General features: G+C 46.2%; 27 protein-coding genes and 1 pseudogene. 21 read left to right on the top strand and 7 right to left on the bottom strand.

Annotation, left to right across the window (positions count from 1 at the left end; all coding sequences use genetic code 11):
- Positions 1-100 precede the first annotated feature (100 nt).
- The 5 genes and pseudogenes from isdE to FKV70_RS19755 all read left to right on the top strand — a co-directional run bounded on the left by isdE (position 101) and on the right by FKV70_RS19755 (position 5,807).
- Positions 101-1,060 carry a heme ABC transporter substrate-binding protein IsdE gene (gene isdE / locus FKV70_RS19775; protein WP_142613946.1) on the top strand — a complete coding sequence of 320 codons (960 nt, stop codon included), beginning with the start codon at positions 101-103 and terminating at the stop codon, positions 1,058-1,060.
- A 14-nt stretch (positions 1,061-1,074) separates the two neighbouring features.
- Positions 1,075-2,058, top strand: coding sequence for a FecCD family ABC transporter permease (locus tag FKV70_RS19770; RefSeq protein ID WP_142613945.1), 984 nt, complete (start codon positions 1,075-1,077; stop codon positions 2,056-2,058).
- Positions 2,048-2,881, top strand: a complete 834-nt coding sequence (locus FKV70_RS19765; protein WP_142613944.1) for an ABC transporter ATP-binding protein — start codon at positions 2,048-2,050, stop codon at positions 2,879-2,881. The genes FKV70_RS19770 and FKV70_RS19765 overlap by 11 nt, the downstream gene beginning before the upstream one ends.
- A gap of 194 nt (positions 2,882-3,075) precedes the next feature.
- Positions 3,076-4,032 (top strand): annotated as a pseudogene (locus FKV70_RS19760) (IS30 family transposase).
- Between the two features lie 146 nt (positions 4,033-4,178).
- Positions 4,179-5,807, top strand: a complete 1,629-nt coding sequence (locus tag FKV70_RS19755) for an ABC-F family ATP-binding cassette domain-containing protein (protein ID WP_142613943.1) — start codon at positions 4,179-4,181, stop codon at positions 5,805-5,807.
- Between the two features lie 187 nt (positions 5,808-5,994).
- Here the strand turns inward: FKV70_RS19755 and FKV70_RS19750 are convergent, their stop codons facing one another.
- The gene (locus FKV70_RS19750) at positions 5,995-6,180 is read right to left on the bottom strand and encodes a hypothetical protein (protein WP_063212842.1); all 186 of its coding nucleotides are present in this window, start codon (positions 6,178-6,180) and stop codon (positions 5,995-5,997) included.
- A 403-nt stretch (positions 6,181-6,583) separates the two neighbouring features.
- Here FKV70_RS19750 and FKV70_RS19745 point away from each other — a divergent pair, with 403 nt between their 5' ends.
- Both FKV70_RS19745 and FKV70_RS19740 read left to right on the top strand, forming a co-directional pair.
- On the top strand, positions 6,584-7,453 hold the full coding sequence (locus FKV70_RS19745) for a cation diffusion facilitator family transporter (RefSeq protein ID WP_063212841.1): 870 nt from the start codon (positions 6,584-6,586) through the stop codon (positions 7,451-7,453).
- A gap of 188 nt (positions 7,454-7,641) precedes the next feature.
- Positions 7,642-8,829: a C40 family peptidase gene (locus FKV70_RS19740; RefSeq protein WP_142613942.1), complete on the top strand. Its 1,188-nt coding sequence runs from the start codon at positions 7,642-7,644 to the stop codon at positions 8,827-8,829.
- Between the two features lie 131 nt (positions 8,830-8,960).
- On the opposite strand, the gene FKV70_RS19735 is transcribed toward FKV70_RS19740, so the two are convergent.
- Positions 8,961-9,128, bottom strand: a complete 168-nt coding sequence (locus FKV70_RS19735) for a DUF1328 family protein (protein WP_081276833.1) — start codon at positions 9,126-9,128, stop codon at positions 8,961-8,963.
- 260 nt (positions 9,129-9,388) lie between these two features.
- On the opposite strand from FKV70_RS19735, the gene FKV70_RS19730 reads away from it, so the two are divergent.
- The 11 genes from FKV70_RS19730 (at position 9,389) to FKV70_RS19680 (ending at position 21,432) form a co-directional block, all read left to right on the top strand.
- Positions 9,389-9,910: a DUF948 domain-containing protein gene (locus tag FKV70_RS19730; protein ID WP_063212839.1), complete on the top strand. Its 522-nt coding sequence runs from the start codon at positions 9,389-9,391 to the stop codon at positions 9,908-9,910.
- Positions 9,911-9,960: 50 nt separating this feature from the next.
- On the top strand, positions 9,961-10,479 hold the full coding sequence (locus tag FKV70_RS19725) for a hypothetical protein (protein WP_064797212.1): 519 nt from the start codon (positions 9,961-9,963) through the stop codon (positions 10,477-10,479).
- A gap of 96 nt (positions 10,480-10,575) precedes the next feature.
- Positions 10,576-10,917, top strand: a complete 342-nt coding sequence (locus FKV70_RS19720) for a YflT domain-containing protein (protein WP_063212837.1) — start codon at positions 10,576-10,578, stop codon at positions 10,915-10,917.
- A 232-nt stretch (positions 10,918-11,149) separates the two neighbouring features.
- The gene (locus FKV70_RS19715) at positions 11,150-12,331 is read left to right on the top strand and encodes a PP2C family protein-serine/threonine phosphatase (protein WP_064797211.1); all 1,182 of its coding nucleotides are present in this window, start codon (positions 11,150-11,152) and stop codon (positions 12,329-12,331) included.
- A complete protein-coding gene (locus tag FKV70_RS19710; protein WP_142613941.1) occupies positions 12,315-16,034 on the top strand; it encodes a response regulator in 3,720 nt (1,239 codons plus the stop codon). Before FKV70_RS19715 ends, FKV70_RS19710 begins: the two co-directional genes overlap by 17 nt.
- 80 nt (positions 16,035-16,114) lie before the next feature.
- A complete protein-coding gene (locus FKV70_RS19705) occupies positions 16,115-16,984 on the top strand; it encodes a CheR family methyltransferase (protein ID WP_017425950.1) in 870 nt (289 codons plus the stop codon).
- Between the two features lie 19 nt (positions 16,985-17,003).
- Entirely contained in the window at positions 17,004-18,674 is a 1,671-nt protein-coding gene (locus tag FKV70_RS19700; protein WP_142613940.1) for a response regulator, read from the top strand.
- Positions 18,675-18,774: 100 nt separating this feature from the next.
- Positions 18,775-19,113 carry an STAS domain-containing protein gene (locus FKV70_RS19695; protein WP_013373043.1) on the top strand — a complete coding sequence of 113 codons (339 nt, stop codon included), beginning with the start codon at positions 18,775-18,777 and terminating at the stop codon, positions 19,111-19,113.
- A gap of 18 nt (positions 19,114-19,131) precedes the next feature.
- Entirely contained in the window at positions 19,132-19,584 is a 453-nt protein-coding gene (gene rsbW / locus FKV70_RS19690) for an anti-sigma B factor RsbW (RefSeq protein ID WP_063212832.1), read from the top strand.
- Positions 19,581-20,354, top strand: coding sequence for a sigma-70 family RNA polymerase sigma factor (locus tag FKV70_RS19685; protein ID WP_063212831.1), 774 nt, complete (start codon positions 19,581-19,583; stop codon positions 20,352-20,354). Before rsbW ends, FKV70_RS19685 begins: the two co-directional genes overlap by 4 nt.
- Before the next feature lie 118 nt (positions 20,355-20,472).
- A complete protein-coding gene (locus FKV70_RS19680) occupies positions 20,473-21,432 on the top strand; it encodes a magnesium transporter CorA family protein (RefSeq protein WP_063212830.1) in 960 nt (319 codons plus the stop codon).
- Positions 21,433-21,546: 114 nt separating this feature from the next.
- On the opposite strand, the gene FKV70_RS19675 is transcribed toward FKV70_RS19680, so the two are convergent.
- From FKV70_RS19675 to FKV70_RS19660, 4 genes are all read right to left on the bottom strand, one after another.
- Positions 21,547-22,017 (bottom strand): DUF5665 domain-containing protein, encoded by a 471-nt coding sequence (locus FKV70_RS19675; protein ID WP_142613939.1) that lies wholly within the window; start codon positions 22,015-22,017, stop codon positions 21,547-21,549.
- Between the two features lie 95 nt (positions 22,018-22,112).
- Positions 22,113-22,514, bottom strand: a complete 402-nt coding sequence (locus FKV70_RS19670) for a YtxH domain-containing protein (RefSeq protein WP_063212828.1) — start codon at positions 22,512-22,514, stop codon at positions 22,113-22,115.
- A gap of 42 nt (positions 22,515-22,556) precedes the next feature.
- On the bottom strand, positions 22,557-22,814 hold the full coding sequence (locus FKV70_RS19665) for a GlsB/YeaQ/YmgE family stress response membrane protein (protein ID WP_142613938.1): 258 nt from the start codon (positions 22,812-22,814) through the stop codon (positions 22,557-22,559).
- 172 nt (positions 22,815-22,986) lie between these two features.
- The gene (locus FKV70_RS19660; protein WP_142613937.1) at positions 22,987-23,667 is read right to left on the bottom strand and encodes a phosphatase PAP2 family protein; all 681 of its coding nucleotides are present in this window, start codon (positions 23,665-23,667) and stop codon (positions 22,987-22,989) included.
- Between the two features lie 225 nt (positions 23,668-23,892).
- Here FKV70_RS19660 and FKV70_RS19655 point away from each other — a divergent pair, with 225 nt between their 5' ends.
- A complete protein-coding gene (locus FKV70_RS19655; RefSeq protein WP_142613936.1) occupies positions 23,893-24,612 on the top strand; it encodes a pirin family protein in 720 nt (239 codons plus the stop codon).
- 157 nt (positions 24,613-24,769) lie between these two features.
- On the opposite strand, the gene FKV70_RS19650 is transcribed toward FKV70_RS19655, so the two are convergent.
- Positions 24,770-24,997 (bottom strand): DUF1128 domain-containing protein, encoded by a 228-nt coding sequence (locus tag FKV70_RS19650; RefSeq protein WP_063212824.1) that lies wholly within the window; start codon positions 24,995-24,997, stop codon positions 24,770-24,772.
- A gap of 120 nt (positions 24,998-25,117) precedes the next feature.
- Between FKV70_RS19650 and yyaC the strand changes: the two genes are divergently transcribed.
- Both yyaC and FKV70_RS19640 read left to right on the top strand, forming a co-directional pair.
- Positions 25,118-25,708 carry a spore protease YyaC gene (gene yyaC, locus FKV70_RS19645; RefSeq protein WP_064797204.1) on the top strand — a complete coding sequence of 197 codons (591 nt, stop codon included), beginning with the start codon at positions 25,118-25,120 and terminating at the stop codon, positions 25,706-25,708.
- Between the two features lie 88 nt (positions 25,709-25,796).
- A complete protein-coding gene (locus tag FKV70_RS19640) occupies positions 25,797-26,591 on the top strand; it encodes an alpha/beta fold hydrolase (protein ID WP_142613935.1) in 795 nt (264 codons plus the stop codon).
- Positions 26,592-26,604 lie beyond the last annotated feature (13 nt).

The following is a 26,604-nucleotide window of genomic DNA, read 5'->3' as shown; positions in this document are numbered from 1 at the left end:
GTCTTGGTGCCCCGGCATCAAGACTTGTCAGCATACATACCCGAAAAAGTTGGGACTCACGCTGTTGCTTTATATTTTGAATTGAGGTGATTGGATTTTCATGAAACAGTATGCAGCTTTGGCTGAGAGGAAATCGTTTGGTTTCTATATGTTAATCGGTATCATGATCTTATTGCTGGCTGGATGCTCCGGGGGAACAGTGGCTGGACAGAACCAAAGCGCTGGTTCGGCTTCAACGACAGCATCTGAAGCAAACGGAAAGTCGTCTGACGATAAAGCACAAGCTCCACGTATTGTGGCGACTACAGTAGCCATTGCTGAAATTACGGATGCGCTGGGCTTGGATTTGGCTGGCAAGCCGACCAGCACCAAAGCACTGCCTGACCGTTACAAGGACGTTCCTGATGTCGGGAATCCAATGAGTCCTGATATGGAAAAAGTAATGTCTTTGAAGCCTACAGATGTGCTGTCGGTAACCACACTCCAATATGATTTGGAGCCTAAGTTTAAGGACCTGAACATCAATGCTGAATTTTTGAATTTTGAAAGCCTTGCGAATATGCAAAAGGAAATTCAAAAGCTGGGGGACCGATTTGATAAAGCTGAAAAGGCAAAAGAGATAAATGGGGCGTTGGATGCCAAAGTCGCCGAGATTCAGCAAAAGATCCAAGGCAAGAAGTCCCCTAAAGTCCTAATTTTACTGGGGGTTCCGGGAAGCTATCTGGTAGCTACCGAACATTCCTATATTGGGGATTTGGTTAAAATTGCAGGCGGAACCAATGTGGTTCAGGGTGAAAAGGTAGAGTTCATAGCCCACAATACCGAAGCCTTGCAGCAATCCAATCCCGATATCATTTTGCGCGCTGCGCACGGGATGCCGGATGAGGTCGTAAAAATGTTCGATGAAGAGTTCAAAACGAACGATATCTGGAAGCATTTCAACGCTGTGAAGAAGGGGCATGTTTATGATCTGCCTGAACCGTTGTTTGGTACCACAGGGAACTTAGCGGCAAGCTCTGCGCTGGATGAGCTGATGAAAATGCTGTATCCTTCGAATTAAAGGAAGCTGATGACATGTCCAAAAAATTATGGAGCCTTATTGTTGTAATTGTCTTACTTGTCGGTATCATGTTGTATTCAGCGATGACAGGCAGTCTCAAGGTAAATTTGAGTCAGTTGGTGACCGGATTGTGGACAGGTACAGATGATCAGGTAAATGTGGTCAAGGATCTCAGACTACCGAGAATTATCGTAGCCGTGATGGCGGGTGCAGCCCTTGCAGTGGCGGGCGTTTTGCTGCAAGCTGTCATGAAAAACCCGCTGGCAGATTCCGGGGTGATCGGCATTTCTTCGGGAGCGGCCTTGATCTCGCTGATTGCGGTGACCGTCTTTCCGACGCTATATTTCTGGATGCCGTTCTTTTCGTTTATTGGCGGTGCATTGGCCTGCCTAATGGTGTACGGATTTTCATGGAAATCCGGCTTGCATCCCATTCGTCTTATTCTGATTGGGGTGGCAGTAAACGCTATTTTCTCCGGTCTAGGTCAGTCGTTTAATTATCGGGGCAGTTATGCGGTCACCAGCATTAATCAGGTCACCACCTCAACGTTGTCTATGAAAAAATGGGTGGATGTCGAGGTAATTGTGACCTATGGCGGGATGGGTCTGATTTTAGCCATGCTTGTGTTCTCCTGGTGTAATTTCTTGTCCCTTCAAGATAAGACGGCTAAAAATCTGGGCTTCAATGTGACGCGCGCACGACTTTTGATTTCTGTGATTGCAGTGCTGCTTGCAGCAACGGCTACAGCCATTGCAGGGGTGATTGCTTTTATCGGTCTGCTTGTCCCGCATTGTGCCCGCTACCTGGTTGGCTCGGATCATAAGTGGCTGATTCCGTTCTCGGCCCTATGCGGCGGTTTGCTGCTGTTGCTTGCGGATACACTCGGACGAACGGTGCTGGCTCCCAATGAAATTCCGGCCTCTATTATTATGGCAGTCATTGGCGGACCATTCCTGATATTCCTGATCAGAAAGGCGGATCGCACCTATGGACATTAAAGATGTAACCTTCTCCTATGATCGGAAAACAGATCGTTTACATGCGATCAATGCTGTTATTGAGCGGGGACGAATTACGACAATTATTGGGCCCAACGGATGTGGCAAATCGACACTGCTCAGCGTAATGTCCAACAATGCCGCTCCTCGCATGGGTCAGGTCGTTCTGGACGGCAAGGAGATAGCCCACTACAAGCCCAAGGAGCTGGCTCGCCAATTGGCGGTGGTTCATCAGCAGAACGAGGCACCCTCCGACCTGACAGTAGAAAAGCTCGTCAGCTTCGGAAGACTGCCTCATAAGAGCATGTTCACAACCAACCGGGACGAGGACGAGGAAGCAGTCGAATGGGCGATAGCCTGTACCAATCTGGAGGAACGCAGAACACGTACACTGGATCAGCTTTCCGGCGGGGAACGACAGCGTGTATGGATTGCGATGGCCTTGGCGCAGCGAACGCCGATTTTGTTTTTGGATGAGCCGACCACCTATCTGGATATGTATTACCAGCTCGAGATTCTGGAGCTGATCCGGCAGCTCAATCAGGAGCACGGACTGACCATCGTGATGGTGCTGCATGATATGAATCAGGCTATTCGGTATAGCGATGTGATGATCGCTATGAAGGAAGGACGTATTATAGCGAATGGTCCACCTACAGAGGTCGTTACACCCGAACTGATTCAGGAAGTCTATGGTGTAAAGGTAGCCATAAGACAAGACGACGAGGCGGGCATGTATCTGATCCCGATAGGCGTTGGAGCTTCCGGACATTTACACGTACAGAGAGAGTGCAAGGTGCCTGTCCTTGAGTTATCCCATTGAATTTAAAATATAAAAATGGTTCTGGTCCAGGTGTTTGTCAGGTGACAATCGTGGAGACAGAAGCATTTTTTATTTTATTTGACGGATTGTAATATGAAGTGCGACACCTACGGGAAATAAATAAAAAATGGCCCATGGCCGGATTCGTGTAGAATGAAGGTTCCTACACCACATTCACACAAGGAGAATCCACCATGAGCTACACACATCTTAGCATAATCGAGCGCAGCAAGCTAGAAATCCTCCACCAGCAGGGGAAAAGTGCTCGAGCCATTGCCAGTGAATTGGGCAGGCATCATGCCACCATTTGCCGAGAACTCCGTCGAAATGAAACGCAGAAGCCCTATTGTGCCGAGCGATCTCAGGAGAGCTATGTCCAGCGACGTAAGTCCTCCGTCCCAGCCGGAAAATAGACACCACAGCAGTCGGTCCTTATTGAAGAAAAGCTTCATGCCACGTGGTCTCCCGAGCAGATCGTAGAACGACTCCGTCAAGAGGGACACCCTGTGGTCTGCTTTAAAACCATCTATCGCTGGCTATATACAGGCCGTTTGGTGAAAGGAGTGCTTGCCGTCCTACGCCACAAAGGTAAACGGCAGAAGCCTGTAGAGACACGCGGCAAGTTCGCTGTGGGTAAGACCATCTCTCAGCGTCCGAAAGAGGTTCGTTCCCGGAAAACCTTCGGTCATTGGGAACTCGATACGGTCGTCTCGGGCCGTGGGAAAAGCAAGGGCTGCGTAGCTACATTCATCGAACGCAAGACCCGACTGTACACCGCCGTTCCCATGCCTGACCGTACAGCTTTGTCCATGGAAATTGCTTTTGGTGTAGTAGCCTCGCAGTACCCTGACGGTGCATTTCAAACCGCTACTGCAGATCGTGGCAAGGAATTCGCCTGTTACGCCAGCCTGGAAGAAGCTCATGGCCTACAGGTATATTTCGCAGATCCGTATTCTTCCTGGCAACGCGGCTCGAATGAGAATGCCAATGGCCTCTTGCGAGAGTTTTTTCCCAAGGGGACAGATTTTGCGCAAATCACGGATGAAGCCTTGGAGACTGCTCTGCGCTTGATCAACCATAGACCACGAAAATGCTTGGGTTGGAGAACCGCTCACGAATCCTTTTCAGAGGAACTGTCGCACTTAGCTTGACAATCCGTCATTTATAAGAAATTGAATGAGATTCAAGGACAGTTCTGCTTAGACTACGGTTCGAATCCGAACTTTTGTGTGTTATACTATTGCCGTCGGTAATTTTGTGTTTAGCACTTAACTAATGATAAGGATGGTATGCTTATATGATCAGTACAAGCGGCGTAACGCTTCGTTATGGCAAACGCCCACTTTTTGAAGACGTAAATATCAAATTTACTCCCGGAAACTGCTACGGCCTGATTGGGGCGAATGGCGCGGGTAAATCCACCTTTTTGAAAATTCTTTCCGGTGAAATCGAAGCCAATTCAGGTGAGGTTCACATGACACCGGGCGAACGGATGGCTGTCCTCAAGCAGAACCATTATGAATACGATGAATTCCCGGTTCTGGAAACCGTTATTATGGGTCATACGCGTCTGTATGAAATCATGAAGGAAAAGGATGCGCTGTACGCCAAGGCGGAGTTTTCCGAAGCAGACGGTCTGCGTGCGGGTGAATTGGAAGGCGAGTTTGCAGAGCTGAACGGTTGGGATGCCGAGCCGGATGCAGCTGCATTGCTGATCGGTCTGGGTATTCCGCGTGACCTGCATGACAAAAAAATGGCTGAGATGAGCGGCAATGACAAAGTGCGCGTTCTCTTGGCACAAGCGTTGTTTGGTCGTCCGAACAATTTGCTGCTTGATGAGCCTACCAACCATTTGGATCTCGAATCCATTCAGTGGCTGGAAAACTTCTTGATGGACTATGAAGGCACCGTTATCGTTGTATCCCATGACCGTCACTTCCTGAACAAGGTATGTACGCATATTGCGGATATCGATTTTGGTAAAATTCAGATGTATGTCGGCAACTATGACTTCTGGTATGAGTCCAGCCAACTGGCACTTACTCTGGCTCGCGATGCGAACAAGAAGAAGGAAGAGAAGATCAAAGAATTGCAAGCCTTTATTCAGCGCTTTTCCGCGAATGCTTCCAAGTCCAAACAGGCAACTTCGCGTAAAAAGCAACTGGATAAAATTACGTTGGACGATATCCGTCCATCCAACCGTAAATATCCGTTCATTAACTTCAAGCCTGAGCGTGAAGCGGGTAAACAATTGCTGACTGTTGATAGTATCAGCAAAACTGTTGAAGGCGAGCAAGTGCTGAACGAGTTCAGTCTGGTCGTGAACAAAGGTGATAAAATTGCGTTTGTAGGTCCGAACGGTCTGCCTAAAACGACGCTCTTCCAGATCTTGATGAACGAACTGGAAGCGGATAACGGTGTATTTTCCTGGGGGATTACAACGAGTCAGGCGTATTTCCCGAAAGATAACTCCGCTTATTTTGAAGGTGTGGATCTGAATCTGGTAGACTGGCTGCGTCAATATTCCAAGGATCAGGATGAAACGTTCTTGCGCGGCTTCCTGGGACGTATGCTTTTCTCAGGCGAAGAAGCGCTTAAGAAAGCAAGCGTGCTGTCCGGGGGAGAAAAGGTTCGCTGTATGCTGGCGAAAATGATGCTGAACGGTGCTAACGTGTTGCTTCTGGAAGAGCCAACCAACCACTTGGATCTCGAATCCATTACAGCGCTGAACAATGGTCTGATCGACTTTGACGGGACGATTTTGTTCACTTCTCATGACCATCAATTCATTCAAACCATCGCGAATCGCATCGTGGAAATTACACCAAACGGCGTAATTGACCGTACGATGAGCTATGATGAATACCTGGAAAGTGAAGAAATTGCTAAATTGCGTGAACGCATGTATCCGGTAGAAATCGGCTAACATCCAAACCGCTAATTTTAGCAAGTAAATAAACGAAAGAGGAGCTCCATCACGCCATTTGATATGGCAGGTGGACTCCTCTTTTTTCGTTTTGTGCCGTAACCCTTAGCATACTTGGTTCCGAGCGTGAGGTGAGATAAAACTCGCCTATCCTGCATCCGGAACCCTATATAGCCTATGGGGTGGCTTATGATCCGCCTGTGCGACGGCGTTGGTTGTTCGGCTTCTTCGTATTTTGGCTTTTCAGTGTTTTGGTGGAACCGCTTTGAAAGCCGCCCTGCTGTGAAGCGCCGGACTGCTGTTTTTTTTGTGCCAGCTTTTCCCGAATGGCATCTGCGAGATTAACTTTACGTGGTTCCTTAGCATCGCTCATGAATAAATTCCTCCTGTTGCCGCCAGGTTCATGTCAATCATGCTGGATTGAAGAAAAACGCGGCTGTGTCCTCATTTTATACGTTTTTAAAAGAAGGGACAAGGGCAACAATGATAACACATCGCAGGGGTGAGGCAAGGGGGAGAATAACTGTTTTTTGCATGTAGGAAAAATTGTTTTGTGTAACCTACAGGAATGGGCTCTGGCAATACTTTTTCGTGGTTCCTACAGCGATGTAGAGCGGAAAGACTGTTTCTCTAGACCCACACAAAGTTCGTCTGCTATCCTGAAAATAATAGTCAACCACAGGCAAATTTTTATTTTTAAGGCGGCTATGCTGCTATTTTTATTTTTGGGCAGGTCTTTATGCTGCGAACTATATATTTAAAGGAGTGCCTCCATTGTGGTAAATGTCTATGATGAAATACGAAAAGGTGAGCGAGGGGCGTGGGTAAGCATTGCTGCTTATCTTTTACTGTCTGCTTTTAAGCTGATTAGCGGATATCTATTTGCCTCTAGCGCGTTGCTGGCCGATGGCTTCAATAATGTCACCGATATTGTGGTGTCGGTAGCTGTATTGATTGGTCTGAGGATTTCCCAGAAACCACCAGATTCCGATCATGCCTATGGACATTTTCGGGCGGAGACGATTGCGGCGCTGCTGGCGTCCTTTATTATGGCTGTCGTTGGTTTACAGGTGCTGATTGACGGAATCGGGAGTATTTTTAAGGGAGGAAAGCAAACACCGGATATTACTTCTGCGGGTGTGGCTGTGATTTGTGCAGTGATTATGTTGGGAGTGTATCTGTACAATAACAGGCTGGCTCGGCAAATCAATAACAAGGCGCTGCTGGCTGCGGCCAAGGATAATCTATCGGATGCACTCGTCAGTGTTGGAGCGGCAGTGGGCATTATTGGCGCACAGTTCGGGCTGCCGTGGTTGGATACTGTTGCGGCGATCGTGGTAGGATTCATTATTTGCAAAACGGCATGGGAGATTTTTAGGGATTCTACACATAGCTTGACTGATGGATTTGATGAGCAAGAACTGTCAGACTTACGGAGTACGATTGCTCTTGTACCTGGAGTAGAGGGAATTCGAGACGTTAAGGCACGGGTACACGGTAACCACGCGCTGGTGGATGTCGTTATTGAGGTGAATCCGCAGCTCAGTCTAATTGAAGGACATCGGATCAGTGACCGGATTGAGGAACGTCTACAAGAGGTTCACAATACGATGCATGTTCATGTCCATGTAGAACCTAAATTATAGTTTAATTATTAAATAATTAGTATAAAAAGTGACTTTAGACCTATATCGAAAAAGGTGTACACGCTATCTTTTGTGACGTTTGGATTATATCTCTATTCCTGCTGCTTTTACTATAATGAAGGCATGTCCGGCTATATTCGTCGGAATTATGCTCTTCAAATTCGTAAAAACAGCCAGGAGGTGCAACATTGAGAAGACGCGTGATGGGAATGCTCATGACGTCAGCCGCGCTGTTGGCAGCAATTCATGTGGTGCCGGGTCAGGTTGACGCAGCGGCATCGACAGCATCCACAGGACAGAAGGCGGTTATCCAGGCGGCTGTAAAGCTTAGATCTGGTCCTTCCACTACGGGCGATGTAGTCAGCTTTATGAAGCAGGGAGAGGCCGTAACGGTATTGGAGAAAACGAACAACTATTGGTATAAGGTCAAGACTTCTGATGGAGTAACCGGCTACACAAGCAGCTCTGACAAGTACATAAAAGTTGGCGCTACCAGCGTCGCTGCTGCTGCCACGTCGTCTGTCAGCCGTAGAACGGAAACCTCGGAGTCAGCTAAAACTGTTTCAGCTACAGTTAAAAATGTTTCAACTAAAGAGGCTTCGGCTTCAGTGAATAGTTCTGCCGGTCAAACGAAAGCTACGATTCAAACGTCCGTTCGTTTGCGGGCGGAGGCATCCACTTCTTCAGAAGTTCTGGGCTATATGAACACAGGGGATGTCGTTACGATTACCGATGCAAGCAACGCGTATTGGTTCAAGGTCACCACTGCTGACGGTACAGTAGGCTATGTCAGCTCATCTCCACAATATATTCGTATTGGTGAGGGTGTTGTTGTCCAGCAGGCTGTAGCTTCTTCGGCTGCACCCGCTTCAGATACTACTGCTCTACCTGCGGTAGCGTCTCCTGCATCGACGGTTAGCTTGCTTTCCGGTGATGCGGCGGCCTCGATCGAACAGGTTATTGACACAGGTATGACCTATCTGGGAACACCTTATGAATATGGTTCTGATCGCAACAGTACGGCTACTTTTGATTGCTCGGCATTTACTCGCCAAATCTTCCGTCAGGCTGTAGGGATCCAGCTTCCGGCAGATTCTCGTTCACAGGGTGAGTGGATCAAGCAAAACAGTCAGCCGAAAACGGATATGACGACACTGAAGCGTGGCGATTTGCTCTTTTTTACAAATTATAATGCATCTTCCGGGGCGTACACGTCCTTGGACAATTCCTCCCAAACGATTACTCATGTAGCAGTATACTTGGGAGACAACAAGCTTCTCCATACGTTTTCTGTAGCGGCTGGCGGTGTGAAAGTTACGGATTTCAGCAAGCCTTGGCAGGACCGTTTCCTGTTTGGGGGCAGCGTGATCCAATAAAACGCCGTTCACTCTTAAAATTTGCATCAAAAAAAAGGGATGTTCCACAGCTCTGTTGACCAGGGTGGGAACATCCTTTTTTCATAAGCATATGATACATATCACTTCTGGGTGTAGCTATCATCCAATGTTTATGAAGCTCGCTTTCTTCCGGTAAAGAGTGAAATAACGAATAGTACCAAAAATAGCACAAATAACATTTTAGCGATTGTAGCAGCTATGGAGACGACGATACCAAAAAAACCTAAAATCCCGGCGATCATAGCAAAAAATAAGAATAAAGCCGACCATTTCAGCATGTTCTGTATCCTCCTTTGATTGTATATAATGTGGCATACTCGCGCCCCGATCGAGCGTGGTAGTAGATGACAGTGACTTCTACAGATTAAGCGTGGCTGTGCCATCATTATATGTTGTTTTAAACGGTGCGAGGCCCCGTGAATCATAACGTTTGGAGCCCAAGAAGATACCAGTCTGGACTTTGTTTCGTGTCCGAATGTAGAGGGTAACTATGCAGTATCATAAACATCATCGTGAAAGACGAAAGAGAGGTTACGCTATGTTAACACAGGTCAGCATTTTTATTATTGCGATCGCATTTGCCGTTCTCGTTATTTACCTTATTAAGACATTGAAAGCAGCCCAAGGCTCTCTGGATAAGGTAACTCAAACCTTGCAGGAAGTACAAAAGACAGTAGATGAACTGAGTTATGAAGTTAAACAAACGGTTCGACATGCAAATGACATCACCGCAGACGTTGATCATAAATTGAAGCAAGTAGAACCGGTGATGGAGTCGGTTAAAAACCTGGGGGAGGTACTGAGTGAAGTGACACTGGCCGCTAAGCAGGCGTCTACGGCGTTAATGACACGGCTTCAGAAGGCACGTAGCACGGCCAGCAGTACTTCCAGAACGGAGAAGGCAATCAAGTCAACGACATCGAACAGACCCTTGACTGCAACAGAACGGACGGTTCAGAGCTACAATGCCACTTATGGGGAACCTGCGGGCAAGCCGGCTAAGAACTGGCTGGGATATGTAGACATCGCTGCTGGGGTGTGGCAGAAAATGCGTCAGTAGTGTAGTGCTGAACCGTAAACTACAGGAAATTCATTGAAAGGGTGAGAATTATGATGAAGACATTATTACTAGCTGCTGGTTTGCTCACTCCCTTTTCCGGACAGGATACGGTTCAGCAAACCGTCTCCCCGCAGACAGCGGGGCATATGGTAAGGACTGTTCAGACGATAACCGCTCCACATGCTGTACCAACCGATTTTCGTACCTTGAATGGCATATCTCTGGATGATACTCGTGCGGATGTATTGAAAAAACTAGGGAAGCCGCTTCGAATCAAGAAGGATATGCTGCTGCTTTCTACAGAATACCAATATCCGGATGTCACCGTAGGTATGCGTGATGACGTCGTCTCTTATGTGCATGTAGACCCTGCTGCCGGTCGAATCAAGGTGAATGATAAGTGGCTGCCGCTGCAACGGAAAATGCTGGATCAGGCGCTGGGCGGCTCGCAATTTACCGCAGAAGACGGAGAGGTGTATGTGCGCGGGCAGCGTGCGATCAAAGTGTTTACAGATAAGACGTCTGATAAGCCAAAGTATGTTGAGTTTTTTGATGAAACAGAGTGGTGATCGACTTTTTCGAGCCGTGACATCATATGGAAGTTTCAAATGGATGTATGGAGTGTAATAGTCAGAGAAGTCAATCCTTAAAGGAGCGTGAGAAACATGAATCAGACCAATCATAAATCTTATGCCAAGGTGGTAGAGAACGGTGTACAAGCCGTTGAAGCTGTGAATGAGTTGCGTAACACGGGCTATCGTTATGAGGATGTGTTCGTGCTCGCTCATGATCAGGATCGGACGGATCGTATTGCAGATACGGTGGCAGCCAAGGAAATCGGAATTAAGGAAGAAGGCGTTTTCGATTCCTTAGCGAATTTGTTCCGTTCCCGTGGTGATGAGCTACGCGCTAAAATCACTTCCTTGGGCTTTACAGATACGGAAGCAGATTTTTATGAAAAAGAATTGGATCAGGGTAAGGTGCTGGTTATTGCGAAAAAATCGTGATATTGCCAGTTCATCATAGGATCAGACAAGTTAGATTTGAAAAAGAGGATGTGGCCGCAGCACAGTGTTCCGCGGGTCCTCCAAAAACATAGATAAGGAATGGGGCCTCAGCCTCATTCCTTATCTATGTTTTTGGAATGCCTGCTTACGGAAACGCTATTCCTAATCAACATGGGTGTTGCCCCCTAAGCAGGTATAGTATAATACATGGGTTACAGATAAGGAGAGAGCAATGAGAATTCTAATTGTTGACGATAATCCAACGAATGTCATTATTATTCGTGAAATACTAAAAAAAGAAAATTATCGCGATGTAATCTCTGCCAGCTCGGCCGCAGAAATGCTGGAGCATTTGGGAATTGGCGACCGTACCATTAGTCTTCGGCCCCGTCCTTCGGATATTGATTTGGTGCTGCTGGATATGATGATGCCTGAAATGGACGGCATTGAAGCATGCAGTATCGTACAGGAATATGAGCATTTAAAAGATATTCCGATTATTATGGTTACCGCTGTAGGCGATTCTAAAAAATTGGCCGAAGCCTTGGATGTGGGAGCCGTCGATTATGTCACGAAGCCGATCAACAAGGTAGAGCTAATGGCTCGAATTCGGTCTGCCTTGCGTCTCAAGCAGGAAAAGGACTGGCATAAGGATCGGGATCAACGGATTCAGGATGAATTGAAGCTGGCTGCGATGGTTCAGCAGGCGGTGCTTAGTCCTGCCATTCAGGACCCGATGCTGCATGCGAATGCATTGTATCAGCCTTCCTTTGAACTGGCGGGGGATTTATATTCATGGTATCCGCTAGGAGAAGGGAGATATGCCATCATTTTGCTTGATATGATGGGCCATGGCATTTCTTCTTCTCTGTTTTGCATGTTCATTGCGTCTGTACTCAAGGATACAGTCATCACGTATGTGGAGCCTGAGAAGGTCATACAAGAGCTGAATCGTCGTTTTAATCAACTGGATCTGGGCAAGCAGCTGGTACAGTATTATTTTACGGCGATTTATATGGTGATTGATACTCGTTCACGGCGAATTGACTATGTAAATGCAGGGCACCCTCCCGGCTTGCTGTTCAACCAGGACGGCAGCATAACCAAATTAGACCGTGCGTGTAGCCCGGTCGGATTGTTTGATAAAATTGATGCAGAGATGCACACGATTTATTACGAAGGAACTGGACATATCGCTTTGTATACAGATGGCTTGCTGGAGGCAGTAGAAGGAGAATATGAGGAACAATTGGAGTATCTGACTACCTGTCTGCGCAAGTATGAGGAATGGAATGAAGAAGCGATGCTGGATGCGTTTTTTCGTAACGAAGGGCCGCAGGATCGCGATGATGATAAGTGCCTGATCTGGATTTCATTGAAAGAGGGAGAGAGCTTGCATGAAAATCAGAAATAAACTGCTGATTGGCTTTGGATCGCTTATGGCGATCCTCCTTGTGCTGACGCTAATCAGCTATGACCGGATGGGGAGCCTGAATGAACAGCTCAATCAGGTGTATCAAGAACGATATGTGAAGGTCCGGAAAACAACGGCTATACGCGGACAGGTGAACGATATGGCTAAAGTCATGGCTAACCTGATCTTGAATCCAGGCTCCTCTGTCAGTGAGGCCAAACGCGAGCTTGATGATATTTCCGCTACTGGAACAAAAGTGCTGGCTAGCCTGCAAACGGATTCTGGCACAAGTGAAGAGCAACAGCAGATTGACCGGGTGGCTGTCGCCTGGAAAGATTTCCTAAACTACGAAGACAGACTCATTTCCTTATTGGGGCAAGATCGTATTGAGGAAGCTAATGCTTTTCGTAACAGCACGGGTCTACCTGCTCAAGAGGAGGCAATGGACAGCATTAACACCCTTGCCGTTTTTCAGGATCGAGAGATTGATAACGATATGAAGCAAGCCAACCTGGCTTATGAGGAATCTGTACAGGTTACCACAATCATGATGGCTGCTGGTCTGATCATGGGCTTACTGGTTATTTTGTGGGTGCTCCCAAGCATTGCCAAGGGTCTAAATACGGTTAACCTCATGATGAGCGGCTTTGGCAAGGGGAAGTACAGGGCCATCAGCCGGATGAGTGTGGCCTCCAAAGATGAAATCGGAGAGGTCGCTCGTGTATTTCAACAATTGGCTGGAGACTTGGATGAAAAAAGGAAATTCGAGCATTCTGTCCTTCAAACGCAGAAGGATCAAACATGGCTTAATGCCAATACTGCACGGGTGACTGAGCTGTTTCGCGGTGTGAATTCACTGGAGCAGGTTGCTCAGATGTTTATTAGTGAATTTACGCCCATTTTGGGAGGAAGCTATGGAGCCATCTATTTGCAAGGGAAAGATGTAGAAGACCACCGATTCAAGTTATATGGCTCCTATGCAAAGGTGACTGGCGAAGGCTCAATCAGAGACTTTATCCAAGTGGGCGAAGGTTTGCTAGGGCAATGTGTTCTGGATCGTAAGCCGATCTTGATTGCAGAGGCGCCTGAAGGATACTTGTCCATTGGCTCCGCCTTAGGAGAAAGTAAGCCAGTCGGGATTATGATTTTCCCCATTTTGTTCGAGGATGAATGCATTGGTGCTGTAGAAATAGCGTCACTGGATCGCTTCACTGAGCTGGAAACGAAGCTGTTTGCACAGTTAGTGGAGAGCTTGGGGATCATTTTGAATAATATCAAGGGACGGATGCGGGTTGAGCAATTGCTGCGCGAATCGCAGGCACTTACTGAGGAATTGCAATGCCAGTCCGAAGAGCTGCAAACTCAGCAAGAAGAACTCAAGCGTTCCAACGAGAATTTGGAGGAGCAAACCGAGGAACTCAAGCGTTCCGAAGAGTTATTACAGCGTCAGCAGGAAGAATTGGAGCATTTTAATACTGAATTGATTGCCAAAACGAGAGCGCTGGAAGAACAGGTTCGAGAGGTGGAAGAAAAAAACGACGAGATCGAACGTGCACGGGCCCAGTTGGAGCAGCAGGCGATGCAGCTAGGGATCACAAGCAAATACAAATCCGAGTTTTTGGCCAATATGTCGCATGAATTGCGTACTCCGCTAAATAGCTTGCTTATTCTTTCTCAGCTGCTGTCTGAGAACAAGGAAGGCAATCTCAAGCCCAAACAAGTGGAATATGCACAAACCATTTATATGTCAGGCGCGGATTTGTTGAAAATGATTGATGAGATTCTGGATTTATCCAAAGTGGATGCTGGAAAAATGGATATTAACCATGAAACGGTTCATCTAAAGGAACTAGAGCTGTTTGTTGAACAGAACTTTGCGCCGGTCGCAGCCAAACGTGACCTTCATCTGCATACCGAAATCGAAGAGGATTTGCCAGAAGCTATTATTAGTGACAGTTATCGTCTCAAACAAATTTTACGTAATTTGCTGTCCAATGCGTTCAAGTTCACCACCGAAGGTTCTATTCGTTTCAAGGTATCTCGGGCAAACGGAGAGCAGCTTCCAGATATGCTAGATTCACGAAAATCCTATCTGGCTCTATCAGTACGTGATACAGGCATCGGGATTGCATCAGATAAAACAGATCTGATCTTTGAAGCCTTCCAGCAGGTAGATGGTACGACTAGCCGGAAATACGGGGGAACAGGGCTGGGGCTGTCAATCAGCCGTGAGCTTTCCAAATTGTTGGGCGGTGCCATTACAGTCGAATCCGAGCAGGGACAGGGCAGTTGCTTCACCCTGTATTTGCCGGAACAAACGCCTACCGAAGAGATTACGGATTCTCATTCGAGAGAGGAGCGTAGCAGTGCAGAGGTGAACCCGAATTTTGAGGATGTCGCTGCTTCAGCAGAAGCAGATCTGCAAATGATTATGCCAGCTGAACGCTTACCCGTGTATCAAATGCCTTTGAAGAGCAGAGCGGAGGACATTAAGCATCCGGGTGACGACCGAAATGAGATTACCCCGCAGGATAAAGTGCTGCTGATTATTGAGGATGATATTAATTTTGCTAATATTTTGTACGACATGGCCCGCAGCCGGGGTTTTAAAGCGCTGATCGCTCTCAAAGGAGACGATGGGCTGAACATGGCTCATTCTTATTTGCCGGACGCTATTATATTGGATATTCAGTTACCAGTGATGGATGGCTGGTCCATTTTGGGCGAGCTGAAAGGAAACTCATCGACACGTCATATTCCGGTACATGTAATTTCGGTCATTGATGATGTGAAGCAGGGCTTAATGATGGGCGCGATTGCCTATCTCAAAAAGCCTTCTTCGAAGGAGAGCCTGGACAAGGCATTTTCACATATAAAGTCGTATACAGATCAAATAGTAAAACGCCTGCTTGTGGTGGAGGATGATGATAATCAGCGTAAGTCCATTATTGAGCTCATCGACCATGACGATGTGGCCATTACGGCCGTATCGACAGGTAAAGAAGCGCTGAACGAGCTGGCCATCCAGCGGTATGACTGTATGGTACTGGATTTGATGCTGAGTGACATGACAGGCTTTGAATTACTCGACCGTATTCGGGAAAATGAGCAGCTCACCGATCTGCCGATCATTATTTATACAGGCAAAGATCTGGATAGTAAAGAAGAAACACAACTCCGAAAATATGCAGAATCCATTATTATTAAGGATGTCAAATCACCTGAGCGACTCTTGGATGAGACTACGTTGTTCCTGCATCGGGTAGAGGCGAATCTTCCAGAGGATAAACGTAAAATTTTGCAAAAGCTTTATAACAAGGAAGAGCTGTTTGAAGGCAAAAAAATATTGTTGGTAGACGATGATATTCGTAATGTATTTGCTTTGTCTAGTGTGCTGGAAAGCTATCGTATGGAGGTTACCTTTGCGGAAAATGGAAGGGAAGCTCTGGAAATGCTTGAACAGACGCCTGATTTTGATCTGGTGCTGATGGATATGATGATGCCGGAAATGGATGGATATGAAGCAATGCGACGGATTCGAGTAATGCCGCAATTCGAAAAGTTGCCTATTATTGCCCTGACAGCCAAGGCGATGAAGGATGATCGCTCCAAGTGTATTGAGGCAGGCGCCTCCGATTATGTAAAAAAACCCATTCAAACCGAACAGCTTTTATCATTAATGCGGGTGTGGTTGTATTCGTAATCCAAAAAAATGGGTAATATAAATTGACACTTGATTCAGAGCGGTACAGGCAAAACCTATTTAGGAATTGGAGAGAGATTATGACATCGAAGGATATGGCGGATAATGCTGCTAATGAAGTGAAATCGAATGACAATGAGCGGGAAATGATTGAGATTGAGCTGTTGCTGGAAGGTATACATCGGCTGTACGGCTACGATTTTCGTAACTACGCTCTGCCATCGATCAAGCGGCGTATTTATTATCATGCGCAGTCCGAGAACGTAAGCACGATATCAGGGCTTCAGGAGAAGGTGCTGCATGATCGCAGCGCCTTCGATAGACTGGTACAGAGTCTTTCCATTCCGGTGACCGAGATGTTTCGCGACCCGGAGCTATTTCTAATTTTCAGGCAAAAGATCATTCCTATTTTACGGACGTATCCGTATATCCGAATATGGCATGCAGGTTGCTCCACAGGTGAGGAAGTGTACTCTATGGCAATCATGCTACATGAGGAAGGCTTATATGACAAGGCCCGTATTTATGCGACGGATATGAATAACCTGTCTTTACAACAAGCGAAGGAAGGCGTATATGGGATTGACCGAATGAAGCTGTATACCAAAAATTATTTGGAATCAGGGGGCACACAATCGTTCTCTGAATATTATACAGCCAAGTATGATTCGGTGATGTTTCATCCCTTTTTACGAAAAAATATCATTTTTGCTGAGCATAATTTAGCGACAGATCGGTCTTTTAACGAGTTCAATGTTATTTTTTGCCGGAATGTTATGATTTATTTTAACGATGAACTTCGCAACCACGTACATGGGTTGTTTTACGATAGCTTGAGTCATTTTGGTGTGTTGGTGCTTGGGGCCAAGGAATCCATACATTTTACCGATTATAGTGATTCCTACGAGCCGCTAGACCGGGTAGAGAAAATATACCGGAAGATTAAATAGAGATGCTTAGGAGGATTCCATGGGGCTTCATGAACCGATTCATATATTGCTGGTAGATGATAGACCTGAGAACCTGCTCGCTCTTGAGGCAGTGCTGGAGAGTGAACAATATAATCTGGTAAAGGCCACATCTGGGGAAGAAGCGTTGCGATGTCTGTTAAAAGATGAATTTGCACTCGTGGTCCTTGATGTGCAAATGCCGGGTATGGATGGAATTGAGACCGCAAAGTTAATCAAGGCCAGAGAGAAGACGAAGGATATTCCGATTATCTTCATTTCAGCTAACAGCAAGGAAGCGGAGCATTTGTTTGCCGGATATTCAGCGGGCGGTATTGATTATATGGTGAAGCCGTTCATCCCTCAAATTCTCAAGTCCAAAATTGAAGGCTTCGTACAAATGTATCTGACAAACAAGCGTTTGAAAACACAGTCCATGCTGCTGCATCAGAAGACGCAGGAACTGGAAAAGATGAACAGCGAACTAATTGCCGCCAAGGAGGCGGCAGAGATTGCTGCCAATGCCAAAACTGAATTTTTGGCAATGATGAGCCATGAAATTCGTACGCCTATGAACGGTGTCATCGGCATGATTGATCTGCTGATGGAGACAGAGCTGCAAAACGATCAACAGGAATATGCTGATATCATCCGTCGCAGTGCAGACGCTCTGGTGGCGGTCATCAATGATATTCTGGACTTTACCAAGCTGGAGTCAGGCAAGATGGAGGTTGAGGAATATCCGTTTGATTTGGTTTCCTGTATCAAGGAAGTTTTCAGCCTGTTCACCGTAGAGGTGAACCGCAAAAATTTGGAGCTGGTTTATTTTCTAGATGAAATGATGCCTCCCGTGTTATATGGGGATATGGGCAGATTGCGGCAAGTGCTGATTAACCTGGTTTCCAATGCTGTCAAATTTACAGACCAGGGCGGGGTATATGTCTTCGCATCTGTCAAAGAACGTAGCGACAATGGGCTCACAGTTGAGTTTTCTGTAAAAGACACAGGCATTGGTATTGATCCCGCTAAGGTTGGAAGACTATTTCACCCTTTTTCCCAGCTGGATTCTTCAATGACACGGAAATATGGGGGGACGGGTCTGGGACTCGCAATTTGCAAAACCTTAGTGAATATGATGGGCGGAGATATCCGTGTAGATACGAGTGGAGAACAGGGTGTGACGTTTCATTTTACAATGAAACTTGGCATTGCCAAGGAAAATGAACTGGAGGGGGAGTCCAGCCACGATTGGGAAATTCCACATCAGGAGTCTCCTACCCGTAAACCCGTACTAGTCGTGGATGACCATCCCATCAATCAGAAGCTGATGGTAAATATACTGGATAAGCTTGGTTTGGCTTCAGACGTGGCCGCAGATGGGCAACAGGCGCTTGATATGGTCATTGCGAATCAGGATTACGACTATATCTTTATGGACTTGCAGATGCCTGTAATGGACGGTCTGGAGTGCACGAGTAAAGTACGTGAACAATTGGCGGGAAGATCTCAACCTGCCATTATCGCTATGACAGCTAACGTCATGGAGGGAATTCAGCCCCGATGTATTGAAGCTGGAATGAACGATTATATTAGCAAGCCTGTTAAAATCAGCAGTGTAAAACAGGCGTTGCTCCGACATTCTCCGGACCATTTTCCAATGCGGCCAGGTAAAGACCGAATCAATGAAGCTTAGCTGGTTGTATTTGACAGGTGTATAAAAAGTGATAACGTGATTCAAACACTCGTATATTGGGTTAGTATGTAGGGAAATCTTTTTTTGGGAGAGTAGGCCAATGAATACTAATAAAAATGAGAAGTTCAATGCGATCACAGAAACAGCAGATGGTGTAAATACCGTTTATCTGAGTGGAGAATTGGATCTTTCGGTAGCACCTGATTTCCGTCTGGTCATGGAGCCTTTAGTGGGGGAATCCAGCCAGGATTTGATTGTTAACTTGAGAGACCTTAAATACATTGACAGCACTGGCATTGGTATTTTGTTATCCATTTTAAAAGCAAGGCATGGGATGGAGTCCCGGTTTACAGTTCAAGAGGTGCCGCCTCAGATTCAAAAGCTGTTTGATATGACCGGTATTGCCAAATTCTTTGCCCCCCAGGAGAATTCCCAATAGGAAAGGAAAGAAAAAGAAATGAATGCTCAAATACAAAAAGTAGTTCTTAATTTGCCGGCCACAGCTGACTTTGTTGATATTGTAAGATTAAATTTATATGGTATTGCCGCGAAAATGGGATTCTCTTATGAGGATATTGAAGACATGAAGGTGGCTGTATCGGAAGCTTGTAATAACTCTGTCCTTTATGCATATGGTCATGAGGGGGGAGTCGTGGAAGTAACATTCGAATTTGACGAAGCTTCGTTGTCCATTCGAGTCAAAGATGAAGGGGAGAGCTTTGAACGTGTGGAGGACCCGTCCCGTATCGCATCCTTGCATGACAAGGAGTTGAATGATGCGCAGATCGGCGGATTAGGCTTTTATCTCATGCAGGCGCTTATGGACGATGTTCAAATCTTGAATGAGACAGGAAAAGGCACCGAAGTGGTGCTGGTAAAGCGTCTAACCAGAAGTGAGGAAACAGTATGAATGAAAAGGTAACTCCCCCGGAGTCGATGGATGAAGCCGTTGGTCTAATCTGGGAGTACCAGCAAACCAAAGATAACGAAATTGCTACCGTGCTGATCCGTAAGTATGAGCCTATGGTCAAAATGGCTGCCGGGAAGATATCTCGTAACCGCCCGGACTTATACGAGGATTTATATCAGACCGGTCAGATGGCTTTGATACGTCTGCTCCAGCAATACGATATCAGCTTGGGTATCCCGTTTGAACCATACGCTATGAAAAGTATGCTGGGACATATGAAAAATTATTTACGCGATAAATCCTGGTACATACAGGTTCCTCGCCGTATTAAGGAAAAGGGAGCGCTTGTTCAACATGCCATTGATGAGCTGACCGTCAAATTAGAACGCTCACCCAATGTAGACGAGATTGCGGAGTATCTGGATCTTACGGTTGAGGAAACGATCGAGGTGCTTGCTGGTCGCGAGTGCTACCACTATGTTTCACTGGACTCGCCATTATCCCAGGAAGAGAGTGCAGCAACGTTAGGCGAGCTCATTAGCTCGGATGCTAACGATTTTGACACGGTGGAAAAACGGATGGATCTTCAACAGGCTTTAAGTCAACTAAAAGAACAAGAACAGAAAGTGCTCCTTCTGGCGTTTCAGGATGGTCAATCTCAGCGTGCGATTGCGCAGACGTTGGGCGTATCGCAGATGAGTGTTTCCCGTATTCAGAAGCGAGCAACAGAAAAGTTGAAGCAGATTATGTCTAATTCCTCTATTTCATGAGAATATCGGTGAATTCATCGCTTATAATATTTGTCGCTCCATCGTAAGGACACGTTATTCCAATTAGGGAAGCGTGTCCTTTTTATAAAGCGGAAAAAGCAAAGAAAGGATGGGATCTATGACAGCATTTGAACAGATTTCCACCTTTCGTGGAGGTTGGGAATGGTGGGACATCTGTGCTGCGGACTGGCAGGATTCGGTCATACAGCACTTGAAGCAGAAGATTCCAGAGGCCGCAGAGTGGCTGGATAAGGTAGAAGACATTCCATCCAGCTTTATTTCTGTGCGCTTTCCAGATGGCCATCAGCCGTTGATGTGCGGATCGTTGATCTACTCCGTTCAGGAGGAGATCGACAGTCAGCGCAATTGCAATAAGTTTTATTTCCTCGTCCTAAACCAGAAGTTAGTGACCTTAAATCTGGACCAGAATACCCGTGAAATTATGCATACCGCAGAACGCCAAACCATGCTGGAACAGTGTGAGGACGCAGCTGACGGCATGTTCGTATTGGCGAGAGCTGTGCTTCATTATTTTCATACAGGTATGGACAAGTTTGAGATCAATCTAAGAAGACTGGAGGAGGACATGGAGAAAAGGAATGCACGTACGCTAATGGATTCCATATTGAATGCGCGTTTCGAATTGTTGTATTGGAGCAATATGTTCATTCCTTTTTCAGAGCTGGTCACGGCTTCCCGGGAAGCATACCTGGATAAGCTGGAGGAGAATCGCTTTTTTAAGCAGTTACTGTACCGGGTCACTCGGATGGAGGGACTTTTCCGCCATTACGAAAAGGAAATCGACACACTGATCTCTATAGATGACGCTATTTCTGCGTTTAGGGGCAATGAGATTTCAAAGACGCTCACCATTGTGACCGCTGTATTTACCCCTGCCACTGTAGTGGGGGCTATTTGGGGGATGAACTTTGAAAATCTACCCTGGATTAAAACAGGCTGGGGCTTCGCCTGCGTGATCATTGCTACGGTGCTAAGTATGGCTGGGATGTACGGCTGGCTAATGATGAAGGGATGGACAGGAGATTTATTACAAACAAACAAGCGCAACAAATTGTAGCGGCTGCTTACAGCATTTAATGATGTATATGTAAAAAACGATCCATCACCATCGGAGGCGTGTTAAGCCTAATACCGATTACGATGGATCGTTTTTATAGGAGATAAAAGACAATTACTTAGCACCCTGGCTCATTTTGATATATCCTAACAATTCGGCGATGAAGTCTCCGATGACTGGAAGATTTAACTGCACCAGGAAGCTGAGCAACCAAGCGAGTAAGGCGAGTATGACCACTGTACCCAGCGTAAGGCCAAGCCCCCGTGAAATCCCAGCCGTCAGATTGCTGATAATTCTTCTTTTGGTGCTGGAGTAGTTTTCTATAATATCTTTGAATTCTGCTTTTTCCAATGTGTCTGCAATTTGATCTAGACGTTTGTTAAGCCGCTTGACCTCATGGCGCAGTTCAAAAGGATGTTCATTTACATCAAAATCTCTATCATGATCACGCTCTTTAACAGGAGTAGCAGAGGCCTGCTTGGATGAAACTTCGTCTGTTTGATCTTGTTTCTCCAGGGGATGAAAGGTTCTTTTGTTGTTCGGGGCAAGATCATCTCCATAAGAGTTTGATTTGTTCATGGTCATCCCAGCCTTTCTATCATTTAAAAACAGCCAGCTTCTTGCCTGCTGGCTGTTCAGTGTTTGGAGCTTATTATGGTTGTAATCAGAATGTGTTCCTGTTAGGAATTTGTGTTTAATTGTTTCTGAGTGTCCTTGGCTGCCTGAGCAGTTGCATCCATAACTTCTTTATCTGCTTTGGCTGCTTCATTAGCAACATCTGCAGAGGCTTTAGTTACGCTGGCTACGATGTTGTCTTTGCTCTCGGATACCGTTTTGGCTACATCTGCTGTTTTAGTTGAGACGGTTTTAGCCAGATCCGTCGCTTTACTGCTGACTACGGATGCGACATCCTTGGTTTTATCGGAGACAACAGTCATTTTTTCAGACAGATCGCTACGCAAATCGCGGCCGGGCTTTGGTGCGAACAGCAGGGCTGCCGCAGCACCAATCAAACCTCCGATGAATAAACCTTTTGCAAAACCTGAAGTGCTTGCCATATTTTGATTGTCGATGTTACTCATGATAGATCACTCCTTTTATAGAATAAAAAATATATATAAATGTTAGGTAGCCCTTCTTAATAGCCTGGACACAAGTCCGAGCAAGAACACGAACAATGCGGTTCCCAGTATGGCTGGAATGACTGCAAAATCCCCGATGACTGGGCCCCAGTCTCCCAGGATCGTAGCACCGAGCCAAGCTCCTACAAAACCAGCAATCATAAAGCCTGCAATGCCGCCAGGCATTTCATGACCAGCTAGTGCATCGCCAATCAATCCGATAATAATAGCCATTACAATACTTAGGACAATTCCCCACACAAGGATCGCCTCCTTTATCCTGAGTTCACACAACGATAAGGTTTTTGATGAATGCTGAGCTTCAATATTTTTTAGCCTTGCTTACTTCGTATATAAACGTTGTGATCCGGAGTGAAACAAAAAATGCCTTCTTATGAGTGCTTATAGGCGAGGGAGACGGTTGAAAGGAACGCTACAGACGCGCTCGCCAATAGACCACGGGAACGGTAAATAGCAGCCAGATCATACCTGCAATATAGCCGCCTGCAATGTCGGTAGGAAAATGAACTCCCAAATATACACGACTGAGGCCAATCAAGAGAATGAGCAATACACCAAGCACACACGGAAGGAAGAATGTACGCTGATGAACCTTCCGTTCTATAGCCCAAATGGCAAATATCATTCCGTAAAATCCCATGGAAATCATCGCATGACCGCTGGGAAAACTGTAACCCCCTGCTTCCACCAAATGTTGAAGAGACGGGCGTTCCCTTTGTAAAAATTGTTTTATGATCGTATTCAGCACCCACATCGCCGTAAAGCTGCTTAGGATGGCAAAGGAATACGCCTTTGAGCGGAAATAGACCTTGCACAAGATTGCGGTACCGAGGGCTATCAGTAATGATATGTGGAATGAGCCCAACGATGTAATGAATATAGCGACGGGTAGCAGTTGGCAATGAGCAGCCGCTGTGTCTGGAAAAATAATATTCTGAATGCGCTCATCCCAATATAAAAAAGGAGCTGTGCCAATCCATCTGACTGAATAGGCAATGAGCAGCAAGACAACGATCATGATTATAGATGCGGACAGACTGCGGCGCAAATAGCTTGGTAAGAATCGGAATGGTTGAGGTTTATGGGATAGCATATGTAGTAAATCGCCTCCTTATGGCTGTGATACATTCATTTTGTGTACTATTAACTTAACGAATAACGAACTGGAGAGCAAAACCAGGCAGAGACAATAGGCTGATTGACGCATATAAGTGCGGGGTAAAGGGATCGTATTACAGCGTTTGTAAATGCAGGGCCGGAAGTGGAATCACGAAGTAAGGGCTGCTTTACGGAACTGAAATCCATGGAGGTGTTAAGGATGATTAAAATCGTGACGTCAGCAGAGAGACATACCTCAAATAAAGGATGGATTCATAGTGAGTTTAGCTTTTCGTTTGCCGATTATGAAGATCCCAGCAATGCCCATTTCGGATGTATGCTAGCCCATAATGATAACGAGCTTAAACCGCAGCAAGGGTTCAAAAGACATCCGCATCATGATTTGGAAATTGTCACTTATGTAATTGAGGGTCTTCTCCATCATAGCGACAGCTTGGGACATGAACAGGATCTGAAAAGCGGCTCGGTCCAAGTTATGAGTGCAGGTACCGGGATTGAACACGAGGAACGAAATCCTGGGAATGAAAACCCGGTTCGCTTTTTGCAAATGTGGTTTCTCCCCGAGCGTCCTGACCTTCAGCCTTCTTATCAGGTTCAAAGATTCAAGCACAGTGAACGCCTAAATCGACTTCAGCCGGTTGTGTCTGGTTCAGAGGTGGAGGGAGCGTTATCCATTGCACAGGATATCAATCTGTATCTGAGCAGATTGGAAAAGGGACAGCAGCTTGAATATCCGCAGCAAGAAGAGCGCCGCACTCACATTTATATCATTAGCGGTCATGTAGAAGTTACGTGTCAGGATGGCGAATTTCAGTTAAAACCTGGCGATGCCGCGCGAATTCAGAAAAGCTGTACCTTAAAGATACTAGCTACAGGGAATGAGGATATAGCTGAACTGGTATTAGTAGATTTGCCTTGAAGCATCCAAGCGTAAAGGAAGAAGTGTATGAAAAAACTATATATATCGAAAAAATAAAGCTCGTATCCCTTGTACGTCTGTTAAGACGACTGGAGGTACGAGCTTTATTTGTGGTGACAATCTTAATATAGCCAAGCTGTCAGTCCTACAAGCTGAGTTAGGAGGGCTTGCGCAATCTGCCCAGTTCGGAGACGATGGCTTCAACCTCAGAAATGCTGAGGTTAGGCTTGTTGATCACCATATCGTAGACATCATGGATGTCTTCGTATTGCTCTAGCGAGAAAGCGGAAGCCTGCATAGCAGCACCACTCGCCATACGGAGCTTGGTTTTAATGCCCTCAATCATATACTCAATGTTGGCATGAGACGGTACAGACAAATCCATCGTTAATGTTCCATCCTTTCATAACAGGGGAAGTTGCCTGTATTGTATCATGTTTTTGTTGTAGAATGTACTGATAGCCAGATTACCGATATACAACTGTAATAAGGAGGATGGACAAAGTTGTCTTTGTATAATCGAGCTTCCGCATCCGGTCGCTCGCCTTTAGAACCTAATGTAGAGAAAACAGATCGCGCTGGACTCGCATTGTTTTTCCGAGAAATTCAACATCAGCATGCTATAGATAAGTTGACTTTTGTCTGTATCGGTACAGATCGCTCGTCGGGAGACTCACTTGGGCCACTGGTAGGCACCATGCTCAAGGATCAAGGCTTTCCGCATGTGATTGGCACCATGACGGAGCCCTGTGACGCAGATCATCTGGTCTCATACTTGAAGCGTATTCCCCAAGATCATCACGTGATCGCTATAGATGCTTGTCTTGGACAGCACGGCTCAACGGGAATGTTCCTTGTTGCTCGTCAGCCGCTAACCCCTGCGCGATCGGTCGGGCTGCCTCTGCCATCTGTCGGTCATTATAGCGTGGCAGCGATTGTAAATGAGCGCAGTCCCAAACCCTACTGGACACTCCAGATGACGTCGCTTCACCTGGTCATGACGATGGCTGCATATATTGCTGATGCAGCGGCTTGTGAATTTGGCTTAAAAACAGCTTCGCAGGATTTTCCAGCAGGCTACCGTTTCAGATATTGACGGTCTGCTTAATAATATACATCAGCATGTTCTACTTACTAATATGTTTAGAACCAATAGATTATATACAGAGAAGGAAGGGTTCCACATGGAAAAGGTATTATGCGAAGGAACGACAATCTGCTATGCCGAGCAGGGAAAAGGAGATCCTATCATTTTATTGCACGGATTTTGCGGAAGCTCCTCCTATTGGGATGAAGTTGTTCCCTTGCTGTCCCCAAGCTATCGTTGTATTGTTCCAGACTTGCGTGGACACGGACGCAGCGATGCTCCACTCGGAGCCTACACGATTGATCAAATGGCAGATGATGTGCTTAAACTTCAAGAACAATTGGACATTCCCCAGGCTGCATGGTTTGGTCACTCTCTGGGAGGTTACTTAGTCCTTTCCGCAGTCCAAAGACATGCCGAGCGTCTTACAGCCTTTGGACTGATTCATTCCACGGCTTATGCAGATACAGACGAAGGTAAGGAAAAGCGCAATAAGGCTGTATCCACCATTCAAACGGAAGGGATTACAACCTTTGCAGATGGACTCGTACCAGGATTGTTCGCTCCTGAACATGTGGAGTCGATGTCGAGCCAACTACTCAAAGTCAAAGAAATTGGCTACAAAACACCTCCACAAGGAGCCGTAGGAGCATCGCTGGCTATGCGTGAACGTCCTGACCGTCGGGATGTGTTATCAGCTTCTGCATTGCCAGCTCTTTTAGTAGCAGGAGAGCAGGATCAGGCTGTACCTCCAGCTCGGACGTTTACAACAGCTCGGGCCGGAGTTACTCAGGTTACCCTACCGCAGTCTGGACACATGAGCTTGTTCGAAGCACCAGAGTTATTAGCAAATACCATCTTGTCATTTTTGGACCAGAACGTGAAGAAGTAGAGTAAGGTAAGTT

It is taken from the genome of Paenibacillus ottowii (genome assembly GCF_006874425.1).
Lineage (GTDB): Bacteria > Bacillota > Bacilli > Paenibacillales > Paenibacillaceae > Paenibacillus > Paenibacillus ottowii.
Note: the sequence above shows the minus strand (reverse complement) of the source record. Positions and strands in the feature narration are given on the sequence as shown.